Origin of the sequence: Halomonas rhizosphaerae (assembly GCF_030010555.1) — a bacterium.
Classification (GTDB): domain Bacteria; phylum Pseudomonadota; class Gammaproteobacteria; order Pseudomonadales; family Halomonadaceae; genus Halomonas; species Halomonas rhizosphaerae.
Genome location: NZ_JASCQP010000045.1, coordinates 33,730 through 58,088 on the forward strand (window position 1 = coordinate 33,730; position 24,359 = coordinate 58,088).

Sequence of the window (24,359 nt, forward strand, 5' to 3'; positions counted from 1 at the left end):
TCATCGACCGGGCGGGAGGCGTGCATGACGGCGTGGTATCGAGCAATGGGGGCAGGCCTGCTGCTGGTGTGGCTGGCCGGTTGCAGCGGTGGCGAGGAGGAGGAGGCGGCGTCCGAGCCCGCTCAGACGGACACTGCCGAAGAGACCCGCGAGCCACCGCCGGAGGCGAAGCCCGAAGTGCCCGCGGTGCCGCCCTTCGACCAGCCGGCGATGATCGACCTCACCTCCCGCCTGGGCAGCGACCGGCGCCTGACGGTGGAAGGCGAGACCAACCTGCCCGAGGCGACCCGCCTGCAGGTCATCGTGGAGCGGGAACTCAGCGGGGTGCGCTGGCGTGAACGGGTGTCGGTGGAGGAGGGCGGCTTCGTGGCTGGCCCTTTCGGCCCCGGGAGCGGGCTACCGGACGGCGGTTATCGCGTCACGGTCGACGTGCAGGAAGGAAGCGTGCAGCCGCGGTCGGTGCGTGACCGCCTCGGCGAGGAGAACGAGCATCTGAGTGGTCCCCTGGTACAGGAGTCACGTCATGGCCTGGGGCAGGTGGCCAGCTACAGCCAGCGCTTCCTGGTGGGCAGCGAGACCCGCCGCACCCTCGACCACGTCGAGGTGCTGGAAGTGGAGTGAACCCTCACAGCGGCTGGACGCGCCAATGGGCCACCATCTTGCCGACCAGCCGGCAGGCCGGGGTCCAGGGCATGGCCTCGTCGCTGTTCTCGCGGTGGAACATCAGCTCCCCGGTGGGGCCCTGTTCGACCCGGCGGATGGCCAGGCTGCCGTCGTCGTCGATCAGGTAGAGCCCGGGCTGGCGGAAGATGTCGCTGGGGGCAATTGCGACCAGGTCCCCCTGGGTGAGGAAGTCGAAGTGCTCCCCCGGGGCGGGGGTGACCAGGTGGCAGTCGCCGTCCCAGCGCTGGCCGGGCACCATCTCGATCGGCAGGTCGATGCCCTTCTGCCGACCATCCTGCCAGGGTAGCGGCGGGCGGCTGCGCAGATAGAGCGGCGAGGCCTGGGCGCCCGTTTCCTCGAGCAGCCGCGACAGCGGGCAGTTGAGGGCCTGGGCCAGGGCCACCAGCCGCTCGTGGCCGATCTGCCGGATGGCACCGGATTCCCAGTAGGAGATGGTCACATCGGACACACCGACCCTGCGCGCCAGGGCCGCCTTGTTGAGCCTGGCCTCCAGCCGAAGTTCTTTGATCCGCGGGCCGAGTGTGTCCATTTCAGCATCCTGTGGGGAATTGAGTTGGCTGATCTTCTGTGATCGATTTATGCCGTGCAAGGGCACGCATCAACGTTAATTCTGCCCTAATCCGGGCCGGGTCGGCATGCGCCTTCGGGGCTCACCACGCCACGGGTTCGCCGGCCCAGTCGAGGAAGACCCCGCTCTGCTCGGGGCCGCAATCGTCCAGTACCGCCAGCAACCGCTGGGCCACGAACCGCGTCGTGAACAGCTTGTCCGCCGGGACCCGCGCCTGGAAGGGTTTCGACAGGGCGGTATCGGTGGTGCCGGGATGCAGGCAGGCGACGCTGACCTGGGGGTTGAGGCGGCGCAGCTCCACGGCGGCGGTCTTCATCAGCATGTTGTGGGCAGCCTTGCTGGCCCGGTAGGCGTACCAGCCACCCATCCGGTTGTCGCCGATGGAGCCGACCCGTGCCGAGAGGCTCGCGACCACAGCCGGATGGCGCCCCTTGAGGCCGGGCTGCAGGGCCTTGAGCAGCAGGGCCGGGGTGATCGCATTGACATGGTAGAGTCGGCTCATGGCCTCGGCGTCCAGGTCGTCGAGCTTCTTCTCGGGCCCGATGCCGAGCCGCTCGTCGTGCAGCATGCCGATGGCATTGAACACCAGGTGCAGCGGGGTGGTGTCCAGGGCCTGCTCCAGGGCCGCGACGCCGTCCGGCTCGCCGACGTCCAGGGCGAGGGACTCGAAGCGGGGGTCGGGGTGCGTGTGGCCGGCGCGGCTGATGCCGACCACCCGACCGGGACGGTCGCTTTCCAGCAGGGCATCGACCACGGCGCGGCCGATGCCGCCGGAGGCGCCGGTGACCAGGGCCGTGAAGCCGTCGGGGAGTCGCGAGAGCATGAGGTTCCTTGGTGGGGAATTCGGGCTCAAGCATGGACCACGAGGCGGGGGAATGATTCCCGGCCACGGCTGCCCGGCGCCGGCCAGGTGCGTATAATGCGGGGCATTCGCCCTCCCGGCAGGGCAAGCCCCACACCATCGACAGGACCAAGGACGACATGACCGTACGCACTCGTATCGCGCCGTCACCCACCGGCGACCCCCATGTGGGCACCGCCTATATCGCCCTGTTCAACCTCTGTTTCGCCCGCCAGCACGGCGGCCAGTTCATCCTGCGCATCGAGGACACCGACCGGGTGCGCTCGACCCCCGAGTCCGAGCAGATGATCCTCGATTCGCTGCGCTGGCTGGGGCTGGAGTGGGACGAGGGCCCCGACGTGGGTGGCCCCCATGGCCCGTACCGCCAGAGCGAGCGCGGCGACATCTACGGGGAATACGCACGCCAGCTGGTCGAAGCCGGCCATGCCTTCAAGTGCTACCGCACCAGCGAGGAGCTCGACGAGCTGCGCGAGGCGCGCAAGGCCGCCGGCATGCACCTGGCCCTCAAGCCTTCCGACCTCGCCCTGCCCGCCGAGGAGCAGGCGCGTCGCGAGAAGGAGGGCTGGCCCCATGTGGTGCGCATGAAGGTACCCGCCACCGGCAGCTGCGTGATCGATGACATGCTGCGTGGCGTGATCGAGGTCGACTGGGCCCAGGTGGATGCCCAGATCCTGCTCAAGTCCGACGGCATGCCCACCTACCACCTGGCCAACGTGGTGGACGACCACCTGATGGGCATCACCCACGTGCTGCGCGGCGAGGAGTGGATCAACTCGGCGCCCAAGCACCAGCTGCTCTACGAGTACCTCGGCTGGGAGATGCCGCAGCTCTGCCACATGCCGCTGTTGCGCAATCCCGACAAGTCCAAGCTCTCCAAGCGCAAGAACCCGACCTCCATCAACTACTACCGGCGCATGGGCTTTTTGCCCCAGGCGGTGATCAACTACCTGGGCCGCATGGGCTGGTCGATGCCCGACGAGCGCGAGAAGTTCAGCCTCGACGAGATGATGAGCCACTTCGATGTCCAGCGCGTGTCGCTGGGCGGGCCGGTGTTCGACCTGGAGAAGCTGACCTGGCTCAACGGCGTCTACATTCGCGAGGAGCTCGACGACAAGGCTTTCCTCAAGGCGCTGATGGAGTGGGCCTTCAACGAGGAGTACGTCAGCCAGATCCTGCCCCAGGTGCGCCCGCGGGTGGAGACGCTCTCCCAGGTGGTGCCCCTGGCCGGCCACTTCTTCTCGGGCCTGCCGGCCATCGAGGAGGAGAGCTTCGACGAGGTCAAGCTCTCCCGCGAGGAACTGCTCAAGCTGCTGCAGTTCCTGGTGTGGCGCTTCGAAGGCGTACCGGCCTGGCACAAGGCGGTGCTGCTGGAGGAGGTCAAGACGCTCGCCGGCCACTTCGAGCTGAAGATGAAGGCCTTCCTGGCACCGGTGTTCATCGCCATCACCGGCTCCAGCGCGAGTACCTCGGTGATGGACGCCATGGCGATCCTGGGCTCCGACGTGACCCGGGCGCGCCTGCGCCACGCCATCGAGGTGCTGGGCGGCGTCTCCAAGAAGCAGGCCAAGCGCTTCGAGAAGGAATTCCGTGAGCTCGCGTGATTTCCTGTTGACGAAGGCGGGGCTTATCAGTAACATACGCCCCGTCTTCGAGAGATACGGGGCCTTAGCTCAGCTGGGAGAGCGCGACACTGGCAGTGTCGAGGTCAGCGGTTCGATCCCGCTAGGCTCCACCACTTCTCGCATCGAGGATGTTGCGTCCCATTCGTCTAGTGGTCCAGGACACCGCCCTTTCACGGCGGTAACAGGGGTTCGAACCCCCTATGGGACGCCACCTTCTACCGCTCTACCTTCCTAATGCTTTTTCATTATCAGCCGGCCAGTTCGCTCGCCGGGTGCTTCGCCGTGTCCGGGCGGCCCGCCGCTGCGGCCCTGGCATCCGAGGCGATATCGGCTTGACATCCCCCTTGACTTGTCCACTTTCCCGCGCACCCCGGGTCGACCTGTGCACAGTCTCGCCCCGAACCCGCATGGTTGCTGGCTTCCTGTATTTACTCTTTTATTTCAATGAGTTACGATAGATCAAAAATTGATCAATCTAAGCCGGCCCCGCTTCTCATGGCGATTCTGCGACCTTTTCGAGAGGTTTTGAACAGGCTTATCCACAGAATGTGTGGAAAACGGGCGGTGCCGCGGAGGAGGGCGTTTCCGTAATAAAGTCAACCTGAATAAATGAAGATTCTAGTTCTCCGGTACTAAGTCGCTAAGGGGGTCGACGTGGCCCGCAAACGCGGAAGGCCGCCCGAGGGCGGCCTTCCTGGTGGTGTCGGCGTGCGCGCCGCCGTGCCGGCTTACTTGGCGGGGTAGTCGCGCTGGGCGTGGCCGGTGTAGAGCTGGCGCGGCCGACCGATCTTGTAGCTGTCGCTGAGCATCTCGTTCCAGTGGGAGATCCAGCCGATGGTGCGGGACACGGCGAAGATCACCGTGAACATGTTCTTGGGGATGCCCATGGCCTTGAGGATGATGCCGGAGTAGAAGTCGACGTTGGGGTAGAGCTTGCGCTCGATGAAGTACTCGTCCTCCAGGGCGATCTGCTCCAGGCGCTTGGCGATCTTCAGCTGCGGGTCGTCGGCCAGGCCCAGCTCGGCGAGTACCTCGTCGCAGGTCTCCTTCATCACCTTGGCGCGTGGGTCGAAGTTGCGGTAGACGCGGTGACCGAAGCCCATCAGCTTGAACGGGTCGTCCTTGTCCTTGGCCTTGTCGACGAAGCGCTGGATGTTCTCCTCGGAGTCGTCGCCGATCTCGTCGAGCATGTTCAGCACCGCCTCGTTGGCGCCGCCATGGGCCGGGCCCCAGAGGGCCGCGATGCCGGCGCTGATGCAGGCGAAGGGGTTGGCGCCGGTGGAGCCCGCCAGGCGCACCGTGGAGGTGGAGGCATTCTGCTCGTGGTCCGCATGCAGCATGAAGATGCGGTCCATGGCCTTGGCGTAGACCGGGTTGATCCGGTACTCCTCGCACGGGTTGCTGAACATCATGTAGAGGAAGTTCTCTGCATAGTTCAGGTCATTGCGCGGGTAGTTGAACGGCTGGCCGATGTTGTACTTGTAGGACATCGCGGCGATGGTCGGCATCTTGGCGATCAGGCGGATGGCGCTGATCTCGCGGTCCTCCTGGACATTGATGTCCAGGTGGTCATGGTAGAAGGCGGCCAGGCCACCGACCACGCCGCACAGGATCGACATCGGGTGGGCGTCGCGGCGGAAGCCCTTGAAGAAGTTGTTGATCTGGTCGTGGACCATGGTGTGGTTGCTGATCCGCGACTCGAAGTCGGCGTATTGGGCGTCGTCGGGCAGCTCGCCGAACATCAGCAGGTAGCACAGCTCGACGAAGTTGGACTCCTTCGCCAGCTGGTCGATCGGGTAGCCGCGGTGCAGCAGCACCCCCTTGCCGCCGTCGATATAGGTGATCGCCGACTGGCAGGAGGAGGTCGCCATGAAGCCGGGGTCATAGGTGAAGAGGCCTTCGGCGCCGAGGCCGCGGACGTCGATGACGTCGGGGCCCAGGGTGCCGGAGTAGATCGGCAGGTCGATCGGCTTTTCCAGACCGTCTACCGTCAATGTCGCTTTCCTGTCAGCCATGCTGGCCTCCTCTCGAGTTCATGGTGGGACGATTAAGTCGTTATTCCGCTGATGGTGCCGGCGAAAAGGTTCGCCCACTATAGAAGCGTGCCAGCGATTGTCAATTCCACCATTGTGCGGTCGGTATTGTACATTAGCTTGTTAAGTGGATGGCTTTTGTATAGGAAATGGTGCTCCGCACCATGGCGGTGCGCCACGGCCCCGGTCGACGCCTCCGGATGCCCGGGTAGACGCCGCCAGCGCCGAGAAATCGGCCTTCCACCATGGTCGAGTACGCTCTGTGTCCATTTGTCATGACAGGGCGATGTCCCTATAATCTCAGCGCGCGACTGGCAGGAACCGGTGGTCGTGTCCAACTCGGCCACGATCGTGTCCCTTCCCGAAACCACCGCCCGCTCGGGCCTTGTCCGACGACCGAACAGCGGGCCAAGAGAGTGTGTAGAGCCGTGAATAGCAAACGACCCGTAAATCTGGATCTGTCCACGATACAGTTTCCCCTTCCCGCCCTGACGTCGATCGCTCATCGCATCACCGGCGTCATCCTCTTCATCGGCCTGATCTTCGCCTTCTGGGCGCTCGACACGTCGCTCTCCTCGCCGGCAGGTTTCGCGGCCGTGAGTGACGCCTTGGCCCACAACTTGCTGGCCAAGCTGATCGCCTGGGGGCTGCTGTCCGCCCTGGCCTTCCACTTCGTGGCCGGCATCAAGCACCTGCTGATGGACATGGATATCGGCGTGACCCTCGAGGGCGGCGTCAAGAAGGCGCAGATCACCGTGGTGGTAAGCGTGGTCCTGATCATTCTGGCTGGAGTCTGGGTATGGTAACCAACATCACGAATCTCGGGCGCAGCGGTCTTTCCGACTGGCTGCTCCAGCGCGTCTCCGCCGTCATCCTGGCGCTCTACACTCTCTTCATCGTCGGCTTCCTGCTACTCAGCCCCGGCCTGGACTACGCGGCCTGGAGCGGCCTCTTCTCCGCTACCTGGATGCGCATCTTCTCGCTGCTGGCCTTCATCTCCCTGGCGGCCCACGCCTGGGTCGGCCTGTGGACCGTGACCACCGACTACCTCAAGTCGACCGGCGTACGCGTCGCCGTCCAGCTCATCATCATCCTGGCCATCTTCGTGTTCCTGGTCTGGGGCATCACCGTTCTGTGGGGAGCCTGATACATGTCCACCATGCGTAGCCTGTCTTTCGACGCCATCATCATCGGCGGGGGCGGTGCCGGCCTGCGGGCCGCCCTCGAGCTGGCCAAGTCCGGCAAGAAGACCGCCGTGCTGTCCAAGGTCTTCCCGACCCGCTCGCACACCGTCTCGGCCCAGGGCGGCATCACCTGTGCCATCGCCTCCGCGGATCCCGACGACGACTGGCGCTGGCACATGTACGACACCGTCAAGGGCGGCGACTACATCGCCGACCAGGACGCCTCCGAGTACATGTGTTCCGAGGGCCCCAAGGCGGTGTTCGAGCTCGAGCACATGGGCCTGCCGTTCTCCCGCTTCGACAACGGCCGCATCTATCAGCGCCCGTTCGGCGGCCAGTCCAAGGACTTCGGCAAGGGCGGCCAGGCGGCACGCACCTGTGCGGCCGCCGACCGCACCGGCCACGCCCTGCTGCACACGCTCTATCAGAACAACCTGAAGAACAACACCACCTTCCTCAACGAGTGGTACGCCGTCGACCTGGTCAAGAACGCCAACGGCGACGTGGTGGGCTGCATTGCCATGGACATCGAGACCGGCGAAGTGGTGCACGTCAAGTCCAAGGCTACCGTCATGGCCACCGGCGGGGCGGGGCGGATCTTCGCCTCCACCACCAATGCCCTGATCAACACCGGCGACGGCATCGGCATGGCGCTGCGTGCCGGCTTCCCGATGCAGGACATGGAGATGTGGCAGTTCCACCCGACCGGCATCTACGGCGCGGGCACCCTGGTGACCGAAGGCTGTCGCGGCGAGGGTGGTTACCTGATCAACAAGGACGGCGAGCGCTTCATGGAGCGTTATGCCCCCAACGCCAAGGACCTGGCCGGCCGCGACGTGGTCGCGCGCTCCATGGTCATGGAGATCCTCGAGGGCCGTGGCTGCGGCGAGAAGGGCGACCACGTCTTCCTCAAGCTGGATCACCTGGGCGAGGACGTCCTCGGCAAGCGCCTGCCCGGCATCGTCGAGCTCTCCAAGACCTTCGCCCACGTGGACCCGGCCAAGGAGCCGATCCCGGTCGTCCCCACCTGCCACTACATGATGGGCGGGATCCCGACCAACGTGCACGGCCAGGCGATCATGCAGGACGCCGACGGCAACGACCAGATCGTCAACGGCCTGTTCGCCTGCGGCGAGGCGGCCTGCGTGTCGGTCCACGGCGCCAACCGCCTGGGCGGCAACTCGCTGCTCGACCTGGTGGTGTTCGGCCGTGCGGCCGGCATGTTCATCGAGGGCGCGCTCAACGAGGGCATCGAGTACCTCGACGCCTCCGAGTCCGACGTCGCGTCCGCCATGAAGCGCATCACGCGCTGGAACGAGTCGGAGGGCGGCGAGACCGTTCCCGAGCTCAAGCGCGAGCTGCAGGACATCATGCAGACCTCCTTCGGCGTGTTCCGCGAGGAGAAGAACATGGTCGAGGGTGTCAAGCGCCTCGAGGAGCTGCGTGGCCGGATCGCCAACGCCTACCTGCCGGACAAGTCCAACACCTTCAACACCGCGCGCGTCGAGGCGCTGGAGCTGGACAACCTGATGGAAGTGGCCGAGGCCACCGCCATCGCGGCCCTGGAGCGCAAGGAGAGCCGTGGCGCCCACTCCCGCTACGACTACCCGGACCGCGACGACGTCAACTGGCTGAAGCACTCGCTCTACTTCCCGGCCGAGAAGCGACTGGGCAAGCGCGATGTGAACTTCGCACCCAAGACCGTCGACATGTTCGAGCCGAAAGTCCGCACCTACTAAGGGGGAGTCACGATGTCCAAGCTTCAGGTATCCCTGTACCGCTACAATCCGGAAACCGACTCCGCGCCCTACATGCAGGAGTTCCAGGTCGACACCCAGGGCCGCGACCTGATGGTGCTCGACGTCCTGCACCTGGCCAAGGAGCAGGACAATGGCCTGGCCTATCGCCGCAGCTGCCGCGAGGGCGTGTGCGGCTCCGACGGCATGAACATGAACGGCAAGAACGGCCTGGCCTGCATCACCCCGCTCTCCGAGGTGGTCAAGGGCAACAAGCTGACCCTGCGTCCGCTGCCGGGCCTGCCGGTCATTCGCGACCTGGTGGTCGACATGGGGCTGTTCTACAAGCAGTACGAGCGCATCCAGCCCTACCTGCAGAACGACGAGCCGGCGCCGGCCATCGAGCGCCTGCAGTCGCCGGAGGAGCGCGACAAGCTCGATGGCCTCTACGAGTGCATCCTGTGTGCCTGCTGCTCGACCTCCTGTCCGTCGTTCTGGTGGAACCCGGACAAGTTCGTCGGCCCGGCCGGGCTGCTGCAGTCCTACCGGTTCCTCGCCGACTCCCGTGACACCGCCACCCGCGACCGCCTGGCGGAGCTCCAGGACCCGTTCTCCGTGTTCCGCTGCCGCGGGATCATGAACTGCGTCGCGGTCTGCCCCAAGGGGCTCAACCCGACGCGGGCGATCGGCAAGATCCGCGAGATGCTGCTGGCCGATGCCACTTAAATCGTGGCGTCCAGCTTGTTATCATGTCCACCGCTCTCGGGCTGCGGCGAGAGGTCGCAGCCGAGTCCGGTGCGGAGCATGATGCATAGAGCCGGTGCCCTGGGCACCGGCTCTTGACCATGGAATTCAGGATGCCCTTCCTCCGGCAGGGCACCAGCGATGTCGATGCGGTCGAGTCGTGTCGGCGCCGATACCACCCCATCAGTGCAGGGTGACCAAGAGATGCAACAAGGCATAATGGAGTTGATGTGGCGCTCCTCCCACGTGAGTGGCGGCAATGCCCACTATGTGGAAGCGCTCTACGAACAGTACCTCGATGATCCCTCCGCCGTTCCCGACGAATGGCGCCAGTACTTCGACCAGTTGCCGCGACCCGAGGGCGGGGCCAGCCACGATGTCCCGCTAGCACCGGTCCGGGAGCAGTTCTACCAGTTGGGCCGCCATCGGCGTACTGCCCAGGCCGGTGTCGACAGTGGCGAGAACAAGAAGCAGGTCAAGGTTCTCCAGCTGATCAACGCCTACCGCTTCCGCGGGCACCAGAAGGCCGACATCGACCCCCTCGGCCTGCGCAGCCCCACTCCCGTTCCCGATCTCGACCTCTCCTTCCACCAGCTCTCGAAGGCCGACCTGGACACCGAGTTCCAGACCGGTTCCTTCTTCCTGGGCATGGACAAGGCGCCGCTCAAGGAGATCGTCAGCGCCCTGGAGCAGACCTACTGCCGCTCCATCGGCTGCGAGATCATGCATATCGTCGACACCGAGGAGAAGCGCTGGCTGCAGCAGCGCTTCGAGTCGGTGCGCTCGGCCCCCAGGTTCAGTCCCGAGGTGCGCAAGCACGTGCTGGAGCGGCTGACCGCCGCCGAGGGCCTGGAGAGCTACCTGGCCTCCAAGTACCCGGGGACCAAGCGCTTCGGCCTCGAGGGTGGCGAAGCCTTCATCCCGATGATGGACGAGCTGATCCAGCGTGCCGGCGGCTACGGCACCAAGGAAGTGGTCATCGGCATGGCCCACCGCGGTCGCCTCAACCTGCTGGTCAACATCCTCGGCAAGAACCCCTCGGACCTGATCGACGAGTTCGATGGCAAGAAGGTCATCGAGCGTGGCTCGGGTGACGTCAAGTACCACCAGGGCTTCAGCTCCAACGTCATGACGCCGGGCGGTGAGGTGCACCTGGCGCTGTCGTTCAACCCCTCCCACCTGGAGATCGTCGCCCCGGTGGTCGAGGGCTCGGTGCGGGCCCGCCAGGACCGTCGGGACGACCCGGTCGGCAACAAGGTGCTGCCGATCAACGTCCACGGCGATGCGGCCTTCGCCGGCCAGGGCGTGGTCATGGAGACCTTCCAGATGTCCCAGACCCGTGCCTACAAGACCGGCGGCACGGTGCACATCGTCATCAACAACCAGGTGGGCTTCACCACCTCGCATCCCCAGGACTCGCGCTCCACCGAGTACTGCACCGACATTGCCAAGATGGTCCAGTCGCCCATCTTCCACGTCAACGGCGACGACCCCGACGCCGTGCTGCATGCCACCCAGGTGGCGCTGGACTATCGCCAGCAGTTCAATCGCGACGTGGTCATCGACCTGGTGTGCTACCGCCGCCGCGGCCACAACGAGGCCGACGAGCCCTCCGGCACCCAGCCGATGATGTACAGCAAGATCAGGGAACATCCGTCATCGCGGGCCCGCTACATCGAGCGGCTGGTCGGCGAGGGGCTGCTCAGCGACGACGACGCCAAGGCGATGATGGAGAAGTACCGCGATGACCTGATGGCCGGCAACCACGTGGCCAACGCCCTGGTGCAGAAGCCCAACAAGTCGCTGTTCGTCGACTGGACCCCCTACCTGGGCCATGAGTGGACCGGCCATGCCGACACCACCGTGGACATGAAGCGTCTGCAGCGCCTCGCCGGCAGGATGTGCGAGATTCCCGACGGGATCGAGGTGCAGCGCCAGGTGGCCAAGATCTACGACGACCGGCGCAAGATGCAGGCCGGCGGCCTGGCGGTCAACTGGGGCTTCGCCGAGACCCTGGCCTACGCCACGCTGCTCGACCAGGGCCATCCGGTGCGCATCACCGGCCAGGACGTCGGTCGCGGCACCTTCTCCCACCGCCATGCGGTGGTGCACAACCAGAAGGACGGCAGTGCCTACGTGCCGCTGCAACACATGGCCGACGGCCAGCCGCGTTTCACCATCCACGACTCCTTCCTCTCGGAAGAGGCGGTGCTGGCCTTCGAGTACGGCTACGCCACGACCATGCCCAACGCCCTGATCGTCTGGGAAGCCCAGTTCGGCGACTTCTTCAACGGCGCCCAGGTGGTGGTCGACCAGTTCATCTCCTCCGGCGAGACCAAGTGGGAGCGCCTGTGTGGCCTGACCATGCTGCTGCCCCACGGCTACGAGGGGCAGGGGCCGGAGCACTCCTCGGCGCGTCTCGAGCGCTTCCTGCAGATGTGTGCCGAGCACAACATGCAGGTCTGCGTCCCGACTACCCCGGCGCAGATCTTCCACCTGCTGCGCCGCCAGGTGATCCGTCCGCTGAGAAAGCCGCTGGTGGTGATGTCGCCCAAGAGTCTGTTGCGCCACAAGTCGGCGACCTCGACCATCGAGGAGCTGGCCCATGGCGGCTTCCAGATGGTGCTGCCCGACCAGGGAAACCTCGAGGCCGGCAAGGTCGAGCGCATCATCCTCTGTGCCGGCAAGGTCTACTATGACCTGGCTAACTGGCGCGAGGAGAACGCCCGCGACGACGTGGCGATCCTGCGCATCGAGCAGCTCTACCCCTTCCCCAAGGAGGAACTGCTGGAGGCCATCAAGGACTACACCAACGTCACCGACGTGGTGTGGTGCCAGGAGGAGCCGCTCAACCAGGGCGCCTGGTATTCGAGCCAGCACCACATGCGGGCCGTGGCCGACATGCTGCGTGACGGCCTGGGCGGCAAGCTCAAGTTCGCCGGTCGCCCGGCATCCGCGGCACCCGCGGCGGGCTACATGTCCGTGCATACCGAACAGCAGCGCCAGCTGGTGGAAGACGCCTTCAACCTCTGAGGCGCCCACCGGGACGAGAGAGAACAGACAAGGGATACGACATGGCTACCGATATCAAGGCACCCACCTTTCCGGAATCCGTCGCCGAGGGCAGTGTGGCGGCCTGGCACAAGAAGCCCGGCGACAGCGTCGAGCGTGACGAGCTGATCGTCGAGATCGAGACCGACAAGGTGGTGCTAGAGGTCGTGGCCCCCGAGGCCGGCACCCTCAGCGAGGTGCTGGTGGAAGAGGGCGACACCGTGGAGTCCGAGCAGGTGCTGGGCAGGATCGGCGAGGGCAAGGCCGAAGGCGGCGACAAGCCGGCGGCCAAGAAGGATGCCAAGGCCGAGCAGAAGGCTGATGCCAAGGCCGAGAAGCAGGACGACGCCGAGGCCAAGCCGTCGGCCGGTGGCAAGACCCACGAAGTCAAGGCCCCGACCTTCCCCGAGTCGATTCAGGAAGGCACCGTGGCCAGCTGGAACAAGAAGGTCGGCGAGGCGGTCAAGCGCGACGAGGTGCTGGCCGAGATCGAGACCGACAAGGTGGTGCTCGAGGTCGTCGCCCCGGCCGACGGTGCCCTCGCCGAGATCAAGGCCGAGGAGGGCAGCCAGGTCACCTCCGAGCAGGTGCTGGCGACCTTCAGCGAAGGCGCCGGCGGCGCCGCTGCCGCGCCCAGCGAGGAGAAGGCGCCGGCCTCCGCCGACGACGGGGCGAGCGACGAGAAGGTGGGCGACAAGATCCTCGCCCCGGCCGCGCGCAAGCTGGTCGCCGAGCACGACCTCGACGTCAATGCCATCGAGGGCACCGGCAAGGGCGGCCGCATCCTCAAGGAGGACGTGCAGCGGGCAGTGAAGGAAGGCGCTGCGAAGAAGGCGGCCAAGCCGGCCGGTGGTGCCCAGGCCGCTGCTGCCGCCGCCCCGGCCGTGGAGGGCGAGCGCCCCGAGAAGCGCGTGCCGATGAGCCGCCTGCGCCAGACCATCGCCAAGCGCCTGGTCCAGGCCCAGCAGACCGCCGCCATGCTGACCACCTACAACGAAGTGGACATGGGTGCGGTGATGGATCTGCGGGCCCAGTACAAGGACACTTTCCTCAAGGCCCACGACGTCAAGCTCGGCTTCATGGGCTTCTTCGTCAAGGCCGCCAGCGAGGCCCTCAAGCGCTTCCCGGACGTCAACGCCTCCATCGATGGCACCGACATCGTCTATCACGGCTACCAGGATATCGGCGTCGCCGTCTCCACCGACCGTGGCCTGGTGGTCCCGGTGCTGCGTGACACCGACAGCATGAAGATCGCCGACGTCGAGAAGGGCATCGTCGACTTCGGCAAGCGGGCCCGTGACGGCAAGCTCGGCATCGACGAGATGCAGGGCGGTACCTTCACCATCACCAACGGCGGCATCTTCGGCTCGCTGATGTCCACGCCGATCATCAATCCGCCGCAGACCGCGATCCTGGGCATGCACAAGATCCAGGAACGTCCGATGGCGGTGAACGGCAAGGTCGAGATCCGGCCGATGATGTACCTGGCGGTCTCCTACGACCACCGCATGATCGACGGCAAGGATGCGGTACAGTTCCTGGTCACCATCAAGGAGCTGCTCGAGGATCCGGCACGCCTGCTGCTGGACATCTGAGCCACCGGACCCACTACGTTCTTCAGCGACAAGCAACGAAGGAGCCAACATGGCTGACAAGTTTGATGTGATCGTGATCGGTGCGGGCCCCGGCGGCTACGTCTCCGCCATCCGTGCCGCCCAGATGGGACTGAAGGTCGCCTGTGTCGAGAAGTGGATCGGCAAGGAAGGCAAGGTCGTCCACGGCGGTACCTGCCTGAATGTGGGTTGCATCCCGTCCAAGGCGCTGCTCGAGGCCTCCCACAAGTTCGTCGAGGCCAAGCACGACTTCGCCGACATGGGCATCGAGGCGGGCGACGTCAACATGGACGTCAAGAAGATGATGGCCCGCAAGGACAAGATCGTGAAGAACCTGACCGGCGGCATCTCCGGTCTGTTCAAGGCCAACGGCGTCACGGCCATCGAGGGCACCGGCAAGGTGGTCTCCTCCAAGCAGGTCGAGGTGACCGACCAGGACGGCAAGGCGTCCACCTATGACGCCGACAACATCGTCGTTGCGGCTGGCTCCGTGCCGGTGGAGATCCCGCCGACCCCGCTGAAGGAAGGCCTGGTGGTCGATTCCACCGGCGCCCTGGAGTTCCAGGAGACCCCCAAGCGCCTGGGCGTGATCGGTGCCGGCATCATCGGCCTGGAGCTCGGCAGCGTGTGGAGCCGCCTGGGCAGCGAGGTCACCGTGCTCGAGGCCGTGGATGACTTCCTGCCCATGGTCGACGGTGCCATCGCCAAGGAGACCCAGAAGCTGCTCAAGAAGCAGGGCCTGGACATCAAGCTGGGGGCGCGGGTCACCGGCTCCGAGGTCAAGGGCGAGGAGGTGGTCGTCAAGTACACCGACGCCAAAGGCGAGCAGGAGATGACTTTCGACAAGCTGATCGTCTGTGTCGGCCGCAAGCCCTACACCCAGGGCGTGATCGCCGATGGCGTGGGTATCGAGACCGACGAGCGCGGCTTCATCCACGTCGACGACCAGTGCCGCACCAGCGTGCCGAGCGTCTACGCCATCGGCGACTGCGTGCGCGGCCCGATGCTGGCCCACAAGGCCTCGGAAGAGGGCGTGATGGTCGCCGACATCATCGCCGGCCACAAGGCCGAGATGAACTACGACGCCATCCCCAACGTCATCTACACCTTCCCGGAAGTGGCCTGGGTGGGCCTGACCGAGCAGGAGGCCAAGGCCAAGGGGATCGAGGTCAAGACGGGGGCATTCCCGTTCGCCGCCAGCGGCCGCGCCATGGCCAACAATGCCACCGAGGGCCAGGCCAAGATCATCGCCGATGCCGAGACCGACCGCGTGCTGGGCATGCATATCGTCGGCCAGCATGCCGGCGAGATGATCGCACAGGGCGTGATCGCCCTGGAATTCGGCTCCAGCGCCGAGGACCTGGCGCTGACCTGCTACGCCCACCCGACCATGTCGGAGGCGGTGCACGAGGCCGCCCTGGCGGTTGAAGGTCATGCCATCCACATGGCCAACCGCAAGAAGAAGAAGTAAGGACAACAAGCGCCACCGGCAGGTGGCGCATCGCTTCCGGCCAAGTATCGGAGGCGAACGGTGGTGACACGGCGACCGCTGCCCAGAGGCTGCGAGCCGCGTCATCGTTCGAGTCACATGCAACCAATGGCATGAATCGATGAACCTTCACGAGTATCAGAGCAAGCAGCTGTTTGCCGACTATGGCCTGCCGGTCTCCAAGGGCTTCGCCGTCGACACCCCCGAGGAGGCTGCGGAAGCCTGCAAGAAGATCGGTGGCGACAAGTGGGTGGTCAAGGCTCAGGTCCACGCCGGTGGCCGCGGCAAGGCCGGTGGCGTCAAGCTGATCAAGAGCCCGGAGGAGGCCCAGGCCTTCGCCGAATCCTGGCTGGGCAAGAACCTGGTGACCTTCCAGACCGACGAGAACGGTCAGCCGGTCACCAAGATCCTGGTCGAGACCTGCACCGACATCGCCAACGAGCTCTACCTGGGCGCGGTGGTCGATCGTGGTACCCGTCGCGTGGTGTTCATGGCCTCCACCGAGGGTGGCGTGGAGATCGAGAAGGTCGCGGAAGAGACTCCCGAGAAGATCCTCAAGGCCGAGATCGACCCGCTGGTCGGCGCCCAGCCGTACCAGGCGCGTGAGCTGGCCTTCGCCCTGGGCCTCTCCGGCAACCAGGTCAAGCAGTTCACCAAGATCTTCCTGGGCCTGTCCAAGCTGTTCCACGACAAGGACCTGGCCCTGCTCGAGATCAACCCGCTAGTGGTGACCGACGAGGGCAACCTCCACTGCCTCGACGCCAAGATCAACCTGGACGGCAACGCCCTGTATCGCCACCCGGACCTGCAGGCGATGCGTGACCCGTCCCAGGAAGACGAGCGCGAGGCCGAGGCGGCCGCCTGGGAGCTGAACTACGTGGCCCTGGAAGGCAACATCGGCTGCATGGTCAACGGCGCCGGCCTGGCCATGGGCACCATGGACATCATCAAGCTCAACGGCGGCCAGCCGGCCAACTTCCTCGACGTGGGCGGCGGTGCCACCAAGGAGCGTGTGGCCGAGGCCTTCAAGCTCATCCTCTCCGACGATTCCGTGAAGGCCGTGCTGGTCAACATCTTCGGCGGCATCGTGCGCTGCGACATGATCGCCGAGGGCATCATCGGCGCCGTCGAGCAGGTCGGTGTCAACGTGCCGGTGGTGGTGCGTCTGGAAGGTAACAACGCCGAGCTGGGTGCCGAGAAGCTGGCGTCCAGCGGTCTGAACATCATCGCTGCTACCAGCCTGACCGATGCGGCTCAGCAGGTCGTCAAGGCAGCGGAGGGCAAGTAATGAGCATCCTGATCGACAAGAGCACCAAGGTCATCTGCCAGGGCTTCACCGGCGGACAGGGGACCTTCCACTCCGAGCAGGCGATCGCCTACGGCACCCAGATGGTCGGCGGCGTGACCCCGGGCAAGGGCGGCCAGGAGCACCTGGGCCTGCCGGTGTTCAACACCGTCAAGGAAGCCGTGGCCGAGACCGGCGCCGAGGCCAGCGTGATCTACGTGCCGGCCCCGTTCTGCAAGGACTCCATCCTCGAGGCGGCCAATGCCGGCATCAAGCTGATCGTCTGCATCACCGAGGGCATCCCGACCCTGGACATGCTCGACGTCAAGGTGAAGTGCGACGAACTGGGCGTGCGCCTGATCGGCCCGAACTGCCCCGGCGTGATCACCCCGGGCGAGTGCAAGATCGGCATCATGCCGGGGCACATCCACAAGCCGGGCAAGGTCGGTATCGTGTCGCGTTCCGGCACCCTGACCTATGAAGCGGTCAAGCAGACCACCGACCACGGCTTCGGCCAGTCCACCTGCGTGGGCATCGGCGGCGACCCGATCCCGGGCTCCAACTTCATCGACATCCTCGAGCAGTTCGAGAAGGATCCGGCGACCGAGGCGATCGTGATGATCGGCGAGATCGGCGGCACCGCCGAGGAAGAGGCAGCGGCCTACATCAAGGCCAACGTCTCCAAGCCGGTGGTCTCCTACATCGCCGGCGTCACCGCGCCTCCCGGCAAGCGCATGGGCCATGCCGGCGCCATCATCGCCGGTGGCAAGGGCACCGCGGACGAGAAGTTCGCCGCCCTGGAAGCCGCAGGCGTGAAGACCGTGCGTTCGCTGGCCGAGATCGGCGATGCGCTGAAGGCAGCGACCGGCTGGTAAGTCAGCTGCGCTGCCTTCGGGCAAAAAGAAGTACTCCAAGGGCACCCGCTGGGTGCCCTTGTTGTTATCGGCGTTTGATTTCCAACTGATCCACACCCGGCACACGCATGACGGCCCACCACAAGGTGGGCCGTTTTTGTCTTCCCCCCGTCTTGACTACTGTCTCGGTTGGCTTAATATACCATCCATATGGATGGTGTATAGAGTATATAAAAATGGTCATAGACAACCGGGAGGGGAGTCTCCCCTCCTGGGCCAACGAGGTACACCACATGAGCGTCCATGAGCTTCGCCGCAAGTCCGGCGATTCCAGCGAGAAGATCACCATCAACCTGGGGGTCGTCGACCTGGGGCAGATCGATCTGCTGGTCCAGGAAGGGTTCTATTCCAATCGCACCGACCTGATCCGCACGGCCATCCGCAACCAGCTGGCGACCCATGCCGAGGTGGTCAGGGAGACCGTGACACGCAAGGCCTTCGTGCTGGGGCTCGAGCATTACAGTCGCACGGACCTGGAGGCCCTCCAGTCGGCAGGAGAGACGTTGCAGATACAGGTCCTGGGCATGGCCAGCATCGCCGACGACGTACCACCGGAGCTTGCCCGCGCCACCATCGAGTCGGTGGTCGTGCTGGGCGCCCTGCATGCCAGCGCGGCGGTCAAGGCCGCCCTGGCGGATCGGATCCACTGAATCATTGAATTGGGGAGAGCGACGATGATCGACGCCACCATGACGCGACGAATGGAAGACGCAACACGGCTCACCCGCGCCGGGAAGCTGCACGAGGCCATGGCCATCCTGCAGGGCGCCGTGCCCGGGGGGAGGGGAGGGGCGAGGGACGAGGCAACGCCGGAAGAACCGAACCGCTCGGGGAATATTTTCGAGGGGACCTGCCAGGTCATCGACGGGGAGGCGCGGGCGTCGAGGTCAGCGTCCGCTGAGTCGGGGTCGCACCGAAGAGGGGAGCCGTCAGCGGGAGCGGCGCAATCCACGGCATTTGACCATGCCCGTCAGGCGACCAGGGGGATTTTCCCGGGCGGAGATGTCGGGCTGCCCTCTGCCTGGCGCGACAAGTGGCGCCACTTGCGTGAGACCGTGGTGCAGCAGCCGGAGCAGGCTCGGCGCACCAGCGCGCCAGCGGCGCCCGGCACGTTCACCGCCGGTAGCTTTGCCAATCAGGCCGGCACGCGCGAGTACAAGCTGTATCTCCCCAGTGGCTATCACGGGCAGGCACTGCCGCTGGTGGTCATGCTGCATGGCTGTACGCAGGATCCGGACGACTTCGCTGCAGGGACCTCCATGAATCGGCTGGCCGAAGAGCAGCCGTGTTGCGTGCTCTATCCGGCCCAGCCGATGACCGCCAACAGTTCGAAGTGCTGGAACTGGTTCAAGGCCGACGACCAGCAGCGCGAGGGCGGTGAGCCAGCCATCCTTGCCGGCATGACCCGTCAGGTCATCGACATGCACGGGCTCGATGCGAGCCGGGTCTACGTCGCGGGACTCTCGGCGGGTGCGGCCATGGCAACGACACTTGCGATGACTTATCCGGATCTCTTTGCGGCGGTGGGCGTGCACTCCGGGCTGCCCCATGGCGTTGCCCAGAGTCTTCCCGATGCCCTGGGGGCGATGCAGGGGGGCACGAGGCCCCTCGGGGGTGGCGGCACAGCGCGAGCCTCAGGGTGGGCGTCGGAGGTGCCTGCCATCATCTTTCATGGCGACCGGGACACGACCGTGCATCCCAGCAATGCGGATCGCGTTGCCGCCCAGTACGCCGCCACGCGCAGAGAGGACAAGACGGCAAGCCACCGTGAGGGCAACGCCAGGGTAACGGTGGAGCAGGGGCAGGTGGCCGAAGGCCATGCCTATACCCGTACGACGCATCACGATGCGAAGGGTGAGCCACGCCTGGAGCAGTGGCAGGTACACGGCGCGGGTCACGCCTGGTCGGGGGGGAGCGCGCATGGAAGTTATACCGATCCCAGCGGGCCCGATGCCGCGAAGGAGATGCTGCGCTTCTTCTTCTGCCATCGGCGGGACGAGCGCAGCATGAGCTGAGGCGTCATCTGGCAGTCGTGAGCCCCTTGACACAATTCACTAGCATGTCGGGTATCGCTCGACTAGCCAAGGAGACAGGGTAATGGCAAAGGTGCCCGCCGCCTATCGCGCCACGCAAGGTTCCATTCTCGACGTGGACCGCGACTTCTATGCCCGGCTGACGGCGCCAGAGGCGCGGACGCGTATTCAGCAGCTGGTCGTGCCGATCCGCGAGGGACTGGCCTGGGAGGTGCCGGCCGGTCATGTGCTGCGTCTCTCGACGCTGGAGGGGCCGCAGGTGGGAGATCTCAACCTATGGCATCGCCATAACCCGCGGGAGCGCTTCTGGGCCTCACGCACTCGCCAGCTGCAGCGGGCCCATGTGTCCACGTTCGATCGCCTGTGGTCGTCGCTACCCTATCTGCGGCCCATGGCGACCATCATCGACGATACCCTGGCGGGCTACGGCATGGACGCCGACGGTGGACGCGTCCATGACCTGCTGGGGACGCGCTGTGACCCCTACGTCAACAAGCTGCTGACCGGCGAGGACTTCGACCATCACTGTCATTCCAATCTGGTGCGTGCGGTGGCTCCCTTCGGGCTCACCGAGTTCGACGTGCATGACGTGCTGAATGTCTTCCAGTGCACCGGACTCAATGACGATGACCAGTACTTCATGAAGGCCTGTCCGGCACGCGATGGCGATTATATCGAGCTGTTCGCCGAGGTCGACCTGCTGTGCGCGCTGTCGTGCTGCCCGGGCGGGGACCTGTCGGCCGACCTGTGGGGCCCCGACGCCCGAGATCCTCTGGCAACCTGCCATCCCATCGGGGTCGAGGTCTTTCGGCTGGCGCCGTCACTGCTGGCGGGCTGGGAGCCGCCGGCGTATGCGCCTTACCGGGGCGGGCACGGCATGCGCACCCCGGCCATCGACTGGACGGCGGAGAAGCAGCGTCGTTACAACAGCTGAGGAGGCATAGGCGTTCAACATGGCTCAGGCCATGAGGTTACCCTTGGAGCGTGGAGCCTTCGGCACCAGGCAGGTGTCGAAGGCGTGACGGCAGAGGCTCAGTCGGCCGGACGACCCACCAGCGAGCGGGTCTCCTCGCGGGCCTCGGTCAGCACCACGCGGATGACGTCGCCGAGCTTGAAGCGCTCCTCGCCCTCGACCTGGACGCGTCCCTCTTTGTCGTCGATTGCCACCTTCGTGCGGTCGCTGTGCATCAGCGGGGCCGGGATGAAGGCGGTGGCGCCATTGGCGGTCAGGCGCACCCGCATGCCGCCGCGGTTGACGGCGATGACCTCGGCCTCGAAGCTCTCCTGGGCCTCGGCGGCCGGGGTCAGGTAGCGCACATAGAGCCAGTCCTTGACGTCGCGCTCGGCCATGCGGTTCAGCCGGCGGCGCTCGGTGAGCTGCTCGGTGAGCTGCTGGCTGGCCTCGGCCGGGGCCTGCTCGCCCTTGAGGACCCGCTTGATCAGGCGGTGGTTGACCATGTCGCCGTACTTGCGGATCGGCGAGGTCCAGGTGGCATAGGCGGCTAGCCCCAGGCCGAAGTGCGGGCCGGGCTGGGCGGACATGCTGGTGAAGCCCTGGAAGCGGCGCAGGCGGGCATCCAGCCAGGCGTCGTCGCGGCCCTCGAGCTCGCGCTTGAGCTCGGTGTAGCGGGGCAGTTCGGTGAGCTGCTCGCGCTCCACCTGGATGTCCTGGCTGGCCAGGAACTCCTGGGCGGCCTCGGCCTTCTCCGGTTCGAACGCGCGGTGGACGTTGAAGATGCCGTGACCGACGTGCTCGGCGAGCAGGTGCGCGCAGCAGGCGTTGGCGGCGATCATCGACTCCTCGATCATGCGGTTGGCGATGCGCCGATGCTCGGTGCGGATGTCCAGCACGTTGCCGGCCTCGTCCAGGTCGAAGACGAAGTCGGGCCGGTCCTTGAACACCAGGGCGTGGGCCGCCCGCCAGGCGCTGCGCGCCTCGGTCATGGCTTCGAGTGCCTTGAGCTGTTCGCCGATCGCATCAACCGGCGCCCAGTCGCCCTGACCCTCGAGCCAGTCGGAGACCCGGTCGTAGGCGAGCTTGGCATGGGAGCGCGCGGTGGCGGCGAAGAAGCGATAGTCGCCGAGGCTGCCGTCGGCGCCGACCTCCAGGGTGCAGGCCAGCACCGGGCGATCCTTGTCCTCCCACAGCGAGCAGAGGTCGTCGGCCAGCTGCTCGGGCAGCATGGTGACGTTCTGGCCCGGCAGGTAGACGGTGAAGGCGCGGGTGCGGGCCTCCAGGTCGGCGGCATGCCCCTCCTCCACGTAGGCGGTGGGGTCGGCGATGGCCACCGTCAGCGACCAGCCGCCCTCCTCGCGGGAGCGGATGCGCAGAGCGTCATCCATGTCGCGGGTCTTCTCGCCGTCGATGGTGAAGAAGGGCTCGGCGGTCAGGTCCTCGCGCGCGAGGCCTTCGTCGCGCAGCGGCCAGTCATGGCCGGCGTCCGGGCACTCCTGCTCGAGGGCATGGCGGGCCAGGGTCACGCGCCACGGCACGGCCGGGTCGTCGGTCTTGGCCACCAGCTCGTCGATCTGGGTGAAGAAGGCGCGATCGTCGGGCTTGAGGGGGTGGCGCACCAGGCGGGCCACCACCCAGTCGCCGTCGGCGATGCTCGCCTCGTCGAGGCTGCGCTTGATGCGGGCCTTGAGGGCGGTCTTGATCGAGGGGTGATCGGGAATCACCGCCAGGCGACCGTCGCGCTTCTGCACCCTGGCGATGAAGCGTTGCATGCCGGTCTCGATCAGGGTGTCGGGCTCGACCGAGGTCTTGTCACCCTCCTCGTGGAGGATGGCCTCGACGCGGTCACCATGCAGCACTGTCTTCATGGCGGGGGGCGGCACGAAGTAGGAGTTGCCGTCGTCGGTCTCGAGGAAACCGAAGCCCCTGTCGGTGGCCTTGATCACGCCCTCGACGCGAGGGGTGTTGGAGCGGATCTGTTGCTTGAGCTGGGCAAGCGCCGAGTTGTTCTGCAGCATGGTCACGATCGGTTGGCGGGTAGGGGGGTCACTATACGGATTCGCGACCGTGGCGCCAAACGGCGTGCCGGGGCACCAAACGGAATCAGTCACTTGCGATGGCGCCCCGGCCAAAGGCGAGGGAGTGGCGCCCGGTGAACGCTTCCCGGGGCCAGGAGCGGCCGGCGCGAGCCAAGGAAGACAGGGCGGGGCGCCTTCGGTAGCCTTGAAGGCTTCACGACATGCGGAAGGCCCCATGACCCCACGACTGATCGTCTCCGACCTCGACGGCACCCTGCTCGGAGCCGACCATGACCTGCACCCGACGACCGTCGACACCCTGCGGGCACTGGCGGGGCAGGGCCACCATCTGGCATTTGCCTCGGGCCGACACTTCCGGGACATGCAGCGCTTCCGCGAGCGTCTGGGTGTGCCGGTGCACGTGATCAGCACCAACGGCGCCTATCTCCACGACACCGAAGGCCGCCTGGTCACCGCCCGCCACCTGGAGGCCTCACTGGCCCGGGCGCTGATCGCCCTGCCGCGTCCTCCCGAGGTGCGCCTCAACCTCTACCACGAGCACGAGTGGCTGATCGATGCCGAGGCGCCTGGCCTGCTGGCGCTGCATGCCCACACCGGCTTCGGCTACCGGGTCGCCGACCCCGGTGAGCTCGACGGCGAGGGGGTCGGCAAGGTGCTCTATATCGGCGAGCCGGACGAGGTCAGGCGGCTGGAAGCGACGATCCGCGCTCGCCATGGCGCGCGGCTTCACCTGACCTGGTCGATGGCCACGTCCCTGGAGATCATGGCCGAGGGGGTGAACAAGGGTACCGCCCTCGCCGCACTGCTCGAGCGCCTGGGGCTCGGCCCCGAGGCGTGCCTGGCCTTCGGCGACAACCTCAACGATACCGAGATGCTCACCCTGGCCGGCGAGGCCCACCTCATGGCCAATGCCCATCCCGACCTGGCCAGCCGGCTTCCCGGGGCCGAGCGCATCGGCCATCACGATGACCAGGCCGTGGCCACTTGGCTGCGCGAGCGCTTCTACCTCTCATGAACGCATAACGGCGCCCGCGGGCGCCGTCGATGGCTTGTTCGTCGCCTGGGGTCAGTGGACCGTGATCACGGTGCAGTCGGCGGCGTGGCTGACCTTGTGGGAGACACTGCCGACCACCAGCCCCTTGAGGTCGCTCAGGCCCCGGCTGCCCATGACGATGGCATCCACGCCCCGGCGGCGGGCCTCGCTGATGATGGTGCGGGCCGGGTCGCCCTGGCCGATGACCGTCTCGATGTCGGTGGCGCCGAGCTCACGGGCCGCCTCGGCTGCCCGGTCCACGACCTGCTTGCCGGCCGCCTCGCGTTCCTGCCGCGAGGCCTCGACGGCGATGGCGCCGATGCCCCACACCAGTGTGGTCTCGTGGGCGAGTTCCTCGGGAATGTGCAGCAGGTGCAGGGCGGCGCCTTCCTGCCGGGCGAGTTGGCAGGCCACGGACAGCGCCTTCTTGGCGTGCTCGGAGCCGTCGATGGGAACCAGGATGGAGTGGAACATGGTGGCATCCTTCAGGGGTGATGGTAGGGGTACCTACCGA

Annotated in this window: 20 protein-coding genes and 2 tRNA genes; 17 read left to right on the plus strand and 5 right to left on the minus strand. The window is 66.1% G+C overall.

Going from position 1 to position 24,359, the window contains the following annotated elements:
• The first annotated feature begins 24 nt into the window (after nucleotides 1-24).
• Nucleotides 25-621, plus strand: coding sequence for a hypothetical protein (locus QLQ83_RS18605; RefSeq protein WP_282736982.1), 597 nt, complete (start codon nucleotides 25-27; stop codon nucleotides 619-621).
• A 4-nt stretch (nucleotides 622-625) separates the two neighbouring features.
• Here the strand turns inward: QLQ83_RS18605 and QLQ83_RS18610 are convergent, their stop codons facing one another.
• Both QLQ83_RS18610 and QLQ83_RS18615 read right to left on the minus strand, forming a co-directional pair.
• Complete coding sequence (locus QLQ83_RS18610) at nucleotides 626-1,213, minus strand: helix-turn-helix domain-containing protein (RefSeq protein ID WP_282736983.1); 588 nt, start codon at nucleotides 1,211-1,213, stop codon at nucleotides 626-628.
• A 121-nt stretch (nucleotides 1,214-1,334) separates the two neighbouring features.
• On the minus strand, nucleotides 1,335-2,075 hold the full coding sequence (locus tag QLQ83_RS18615; RefSeq protein WP_282736984.1) for an SDR family NAD(P)-dependent oxidoreductase: 741 nt from the start codon (nucleotides 2,073-2,075) through the stop codon (nucleotides 1,335-1,337).
• Nucleotides 2,076-2,233: 158 nt separating this feature from the next.
• On the opposite strand from QLQ83_RS18615, the gene gltX reads away from it, so the two are divergent.
• From gltX to QLQ83_RS18630, 3 genes are all read left to right on the plus strand, one after another.
• Nucleotides 2,234-3,715 carry a glutamate--tRNA ligase gene (gltX, locus tag QLQ83_RS18620; RefSeq protein WP_282736985.1) on the plus strand — a complete coding sequence of 494 codons (1,482 nt, stop codon included), beginning with the start codon at nucleotides 2,234-2,236 and terminating at the stop codon, nucleotides 3,713-3,715.
• A gap of 58 nt (nucleotides 3,716-3,773) precedes the next feature.
• Nucleotides 3,774-3,849, plus strand: a tRNA-Ala gene (locus QLQ83_RS18625).
• Nucleotides 3,850-3,871: 22 nt separating this feature from the next.
• A tRNA-Glu gene (locus QLQ83_RS18630) sits at nucleotides 3,872-3,947 on the plus strand.
• A gap of 517 nt (nucleotides 3,948-4,464) precedes the next feature.
• Here the strand turns inward: QLQ83_RS18630 and gltA are convergent.
• The gene (gltA, locus tag QLQ83_RS18635; RefSeq protein ID WP_282736986.1) at nucleotides 4,465-5,751 is read right to left on the minus strand and encodes a citrate synthase; all 1,287 of its coding nucleotides are present in this window, start codon (nucleotides 5,749-5,751) and stop codon (nucleotides 4,465-4,467) included.
• 446 nt (nucleotides 5,752-6,197) lie between these two features.
• Between gltA and sdhC the strand changes: the two genes are divergently transcribed.
• The 12 genes from sdhC to QLQ83_RS18695 all read left to right on the plus strand — a co-directional run bounded on the left by sdhC (nucleotide 6,198) and on the right by QLQ83_RS18695 (nucleotide 20,752).
• Nucleotides 6,198-6,575 carry a succinate dehydrogenase, cytochrome b556 subunit gene (gene sdhC / locus QLQ83_RS18640; RefSeq protein WP_282736987.1) on the plus strand — a complete coding sequence of 126 codons (378 nt, stop codon included), beginning with the start codon at nucleotides 6,198-6,200 and terminating at the stop codon, nucleotides 6,573-6,575.
• On the plus strand, nucleotides 6,569-6,916 hold the full coding sequence (gene sdhD, locus QLQ83_RS18645; protein ID WP_106230151.1) for a succinate dehydrogenase, hydrophobic membrane anchor protein: 348 nt from the start codon (nucleotides 6,569-6,571) through the stop codon (nucleotides 6,914-6,916). Before sdhC ends, sdhD begins: the two co-directional genes overlap by 7 nt.
• Nucleotides 6,917-6,919: 3 nt before the next feature.
• The gene (sdhA, locus tag QLQ83_RS18650) at nucleotides 6,920-8,692 is read left to right on the plus strand and encodes a succinate dehydrogenase flavoprotein subunit (protein WP_282736988.1); all 1,773 of its coding nucleotides are present in this window, start codon (nucleotides 6,920-6,922) and stop codon (nucleotides 8,690-8,692) included.
• 12 nt (nucleotides 8,693-8,704) lie between these two features.
• Nucleotides 8,705-9,415 carry a succinate dehydrogenase iron-sulfur subunit gene (locus QLQ83_RS18655; protein ID WP_282736989.1) on the plus strand — a complete coding sequence of 237 codons (711 nt, stop codon included), beginning with the start codon at nucleotides 8,705-8,707 and terminating at the stop codon, nucleotides 9,413-9,415.
• 222 nt (nucleotides 9,416-9,637) lie between these two features.
• The gene (locus tag QLQ83_RS18660) at nucleotides 9,638-12,466 is read left to right on the plus strand and encodes a 2-oxoglutarate dehydrogenase E1 component (protein ID WP_282736990.1); all 2,829 of its coding nucleotides are present in this window, start codon (nucleotides 9,638-9,640) and stop codon (nucleotides 12,464-12,466) included.
• A 41-nt stretch (nucleotides 12,467-12,507) separates the two neighbouring features.
• Complete coding sequence (odhB, locus tag QLQ83_RS18665) at nucleotides 12,508-14,079, plus strand: 2-oxoglutarate dehydrogenase complex dihydrolipoyllysine-residue succinyltransferase (RefSeq protein ID WP_282736991.1); 1,572 nt, start codon at nucleotides 12,508-12,510, stop codon at nucleotides 14,077-14,079.
• A 49-nt stretch (nucleotides 14,080-14,128) separates the two neighbouring features.
• Nucleotides 14,129-15,568: a dihydrolipoyl dehydrogenase gene (gene lpdA / locus QLQ83_RS18670; RefSeq protein WP_282736992.1), complete on the plus strand. Its 1,440-nt coding sequence runs from the start codon at nucleotides 14,129-14,131 to the stop codon at nucleotides 15,566-15,568.
• Between the two features lie 139 nt (nucleotides 15,569-15,707).
• A complete protein-coding gene (sucC, locus tag QLQ83_RS18675; protein ID WP_282736993.1) occupies nucleotides 15,708-16,874 on the plus strand; it encodes an ADP-forming succinate--CoA ligase subunit beta in 1,167 nt (388 codons plus the stop codon).
• The gene (gene sucD / locus QLQ83_RS18680) at nucleotides 16,874-17,746 is read left to right on the plus strand and encodes a succinate--CoA ligase subunit alpha (protein WP_282736994.1); all 873 of its coding nucleotides are present in this window, start codon (nucleotides 16,874-16,876) and stop codon (nucleotides 17,744-17,746) included. Before sucC ends, sucD begins: the two co-directional genes overlap by 1 nt.
• Before the next feature lie 272 nt (nucleotides 17,747-18,018).
• The gene (locus tag QLQ83_RS18685; RefSeq protein ID WP_282736995.1) at nucleotides 18,019-18,435 is read left to right on the plus strand and encodes a CopG family transcriptional regulator; all 417 of its coding nucleotides are present in this window, start codon (nucleotides 18,019-18,021) and stop codon (nucleotides 18,433-18,435) included.
• A 24-nt stretch (nucleotides 18,436-18,459) separates the two neighbouring features.
• Nucleotides 18,460-19,800: an extracellular catalytic domain type 1 short-chain-length polyhydroxyalkanoate depolymerase gene (locus QLQ83_RS18690; protein WP_282736996.1), complete on the plus strand. Its 1,341-nt coding sequence runs from the start codon at nucleotides 18,460-18,462 to the stop codon at nucleotides 19,798-19,800.
• A gap of 82 nt (nucleotides 19,801-19,882) precedes the next feature.
• Nucleotides 19,883-20,752 (plus strand): urea carboxylase-associated family protein, encoded by an 870-nt coding sequence (locus QLQ83_RS18695; protein ID WP_282736997.1) that lies wholly within the window; start codon nucleotides 19,883-19,885, stop codon nucleotides 20,750-20,752.
• A 98-nt stretch (nucleotides 20,753-20,850) separates the two neighbouring features.
• On the opposite strand, the gene QLQ83_RS18700 is transcribed toward QLQ83_RS18695, so the two are convergent.
• Nucleotides 20,851-22,791 carry an exoribonuclease II gene (locus QLQ83_RS18700; RefSeq protein ID WP_282736998.1) on the minus strand — a complete coding sequence of 647 codons (1,941 nt, stop codon included), beginning with the start codon at nucleotides 22,789-22,791 and terminating at the stop codon, nucleotides 20,851-20,853.
• A gap of 235 nt (nucleotides 22,792-23,026) precedes the next feature.
• Between QLQ83_RS18700 and QLQ83_RS18705 the strand changes: the two genes are divergently transcribed.
• Nucleotides 23,027-23,827 carry a Cof-type HAD-IIB family hydrolase gene (locus QLQ83_RS18705; protein WP_282736999.1) on the plus strand — a complete coding sequence of 267 codons (801 nt, stop codon included), beginning with the start codon at nucleotides 23,027-23,029 and terminating at the stop codon, nucleotides 23,825-23,827.
• Nucleotides 23,828-23,878: 51 nt separating this feature from the next.
• Here QLQ83_RS18705 and QLQ83_RS18710 read toward each other — a convergent pair whose 3' ends face one another.
• Nucleotides 23,879-24,319 (minus strand): universal stress protein, encoded by a 441-nt coding sequence (locus tag QLQ83_RS18710; RefSeq protein ID WP_282737000.1) that lies wholly within the window; start codon nucleotides 24,317-24,319, stop codon nucleotides 23,879-23,881.
• Between the last annotated feature and the right edge of the window lie 40 nt (nucleotides 24,320-24,359).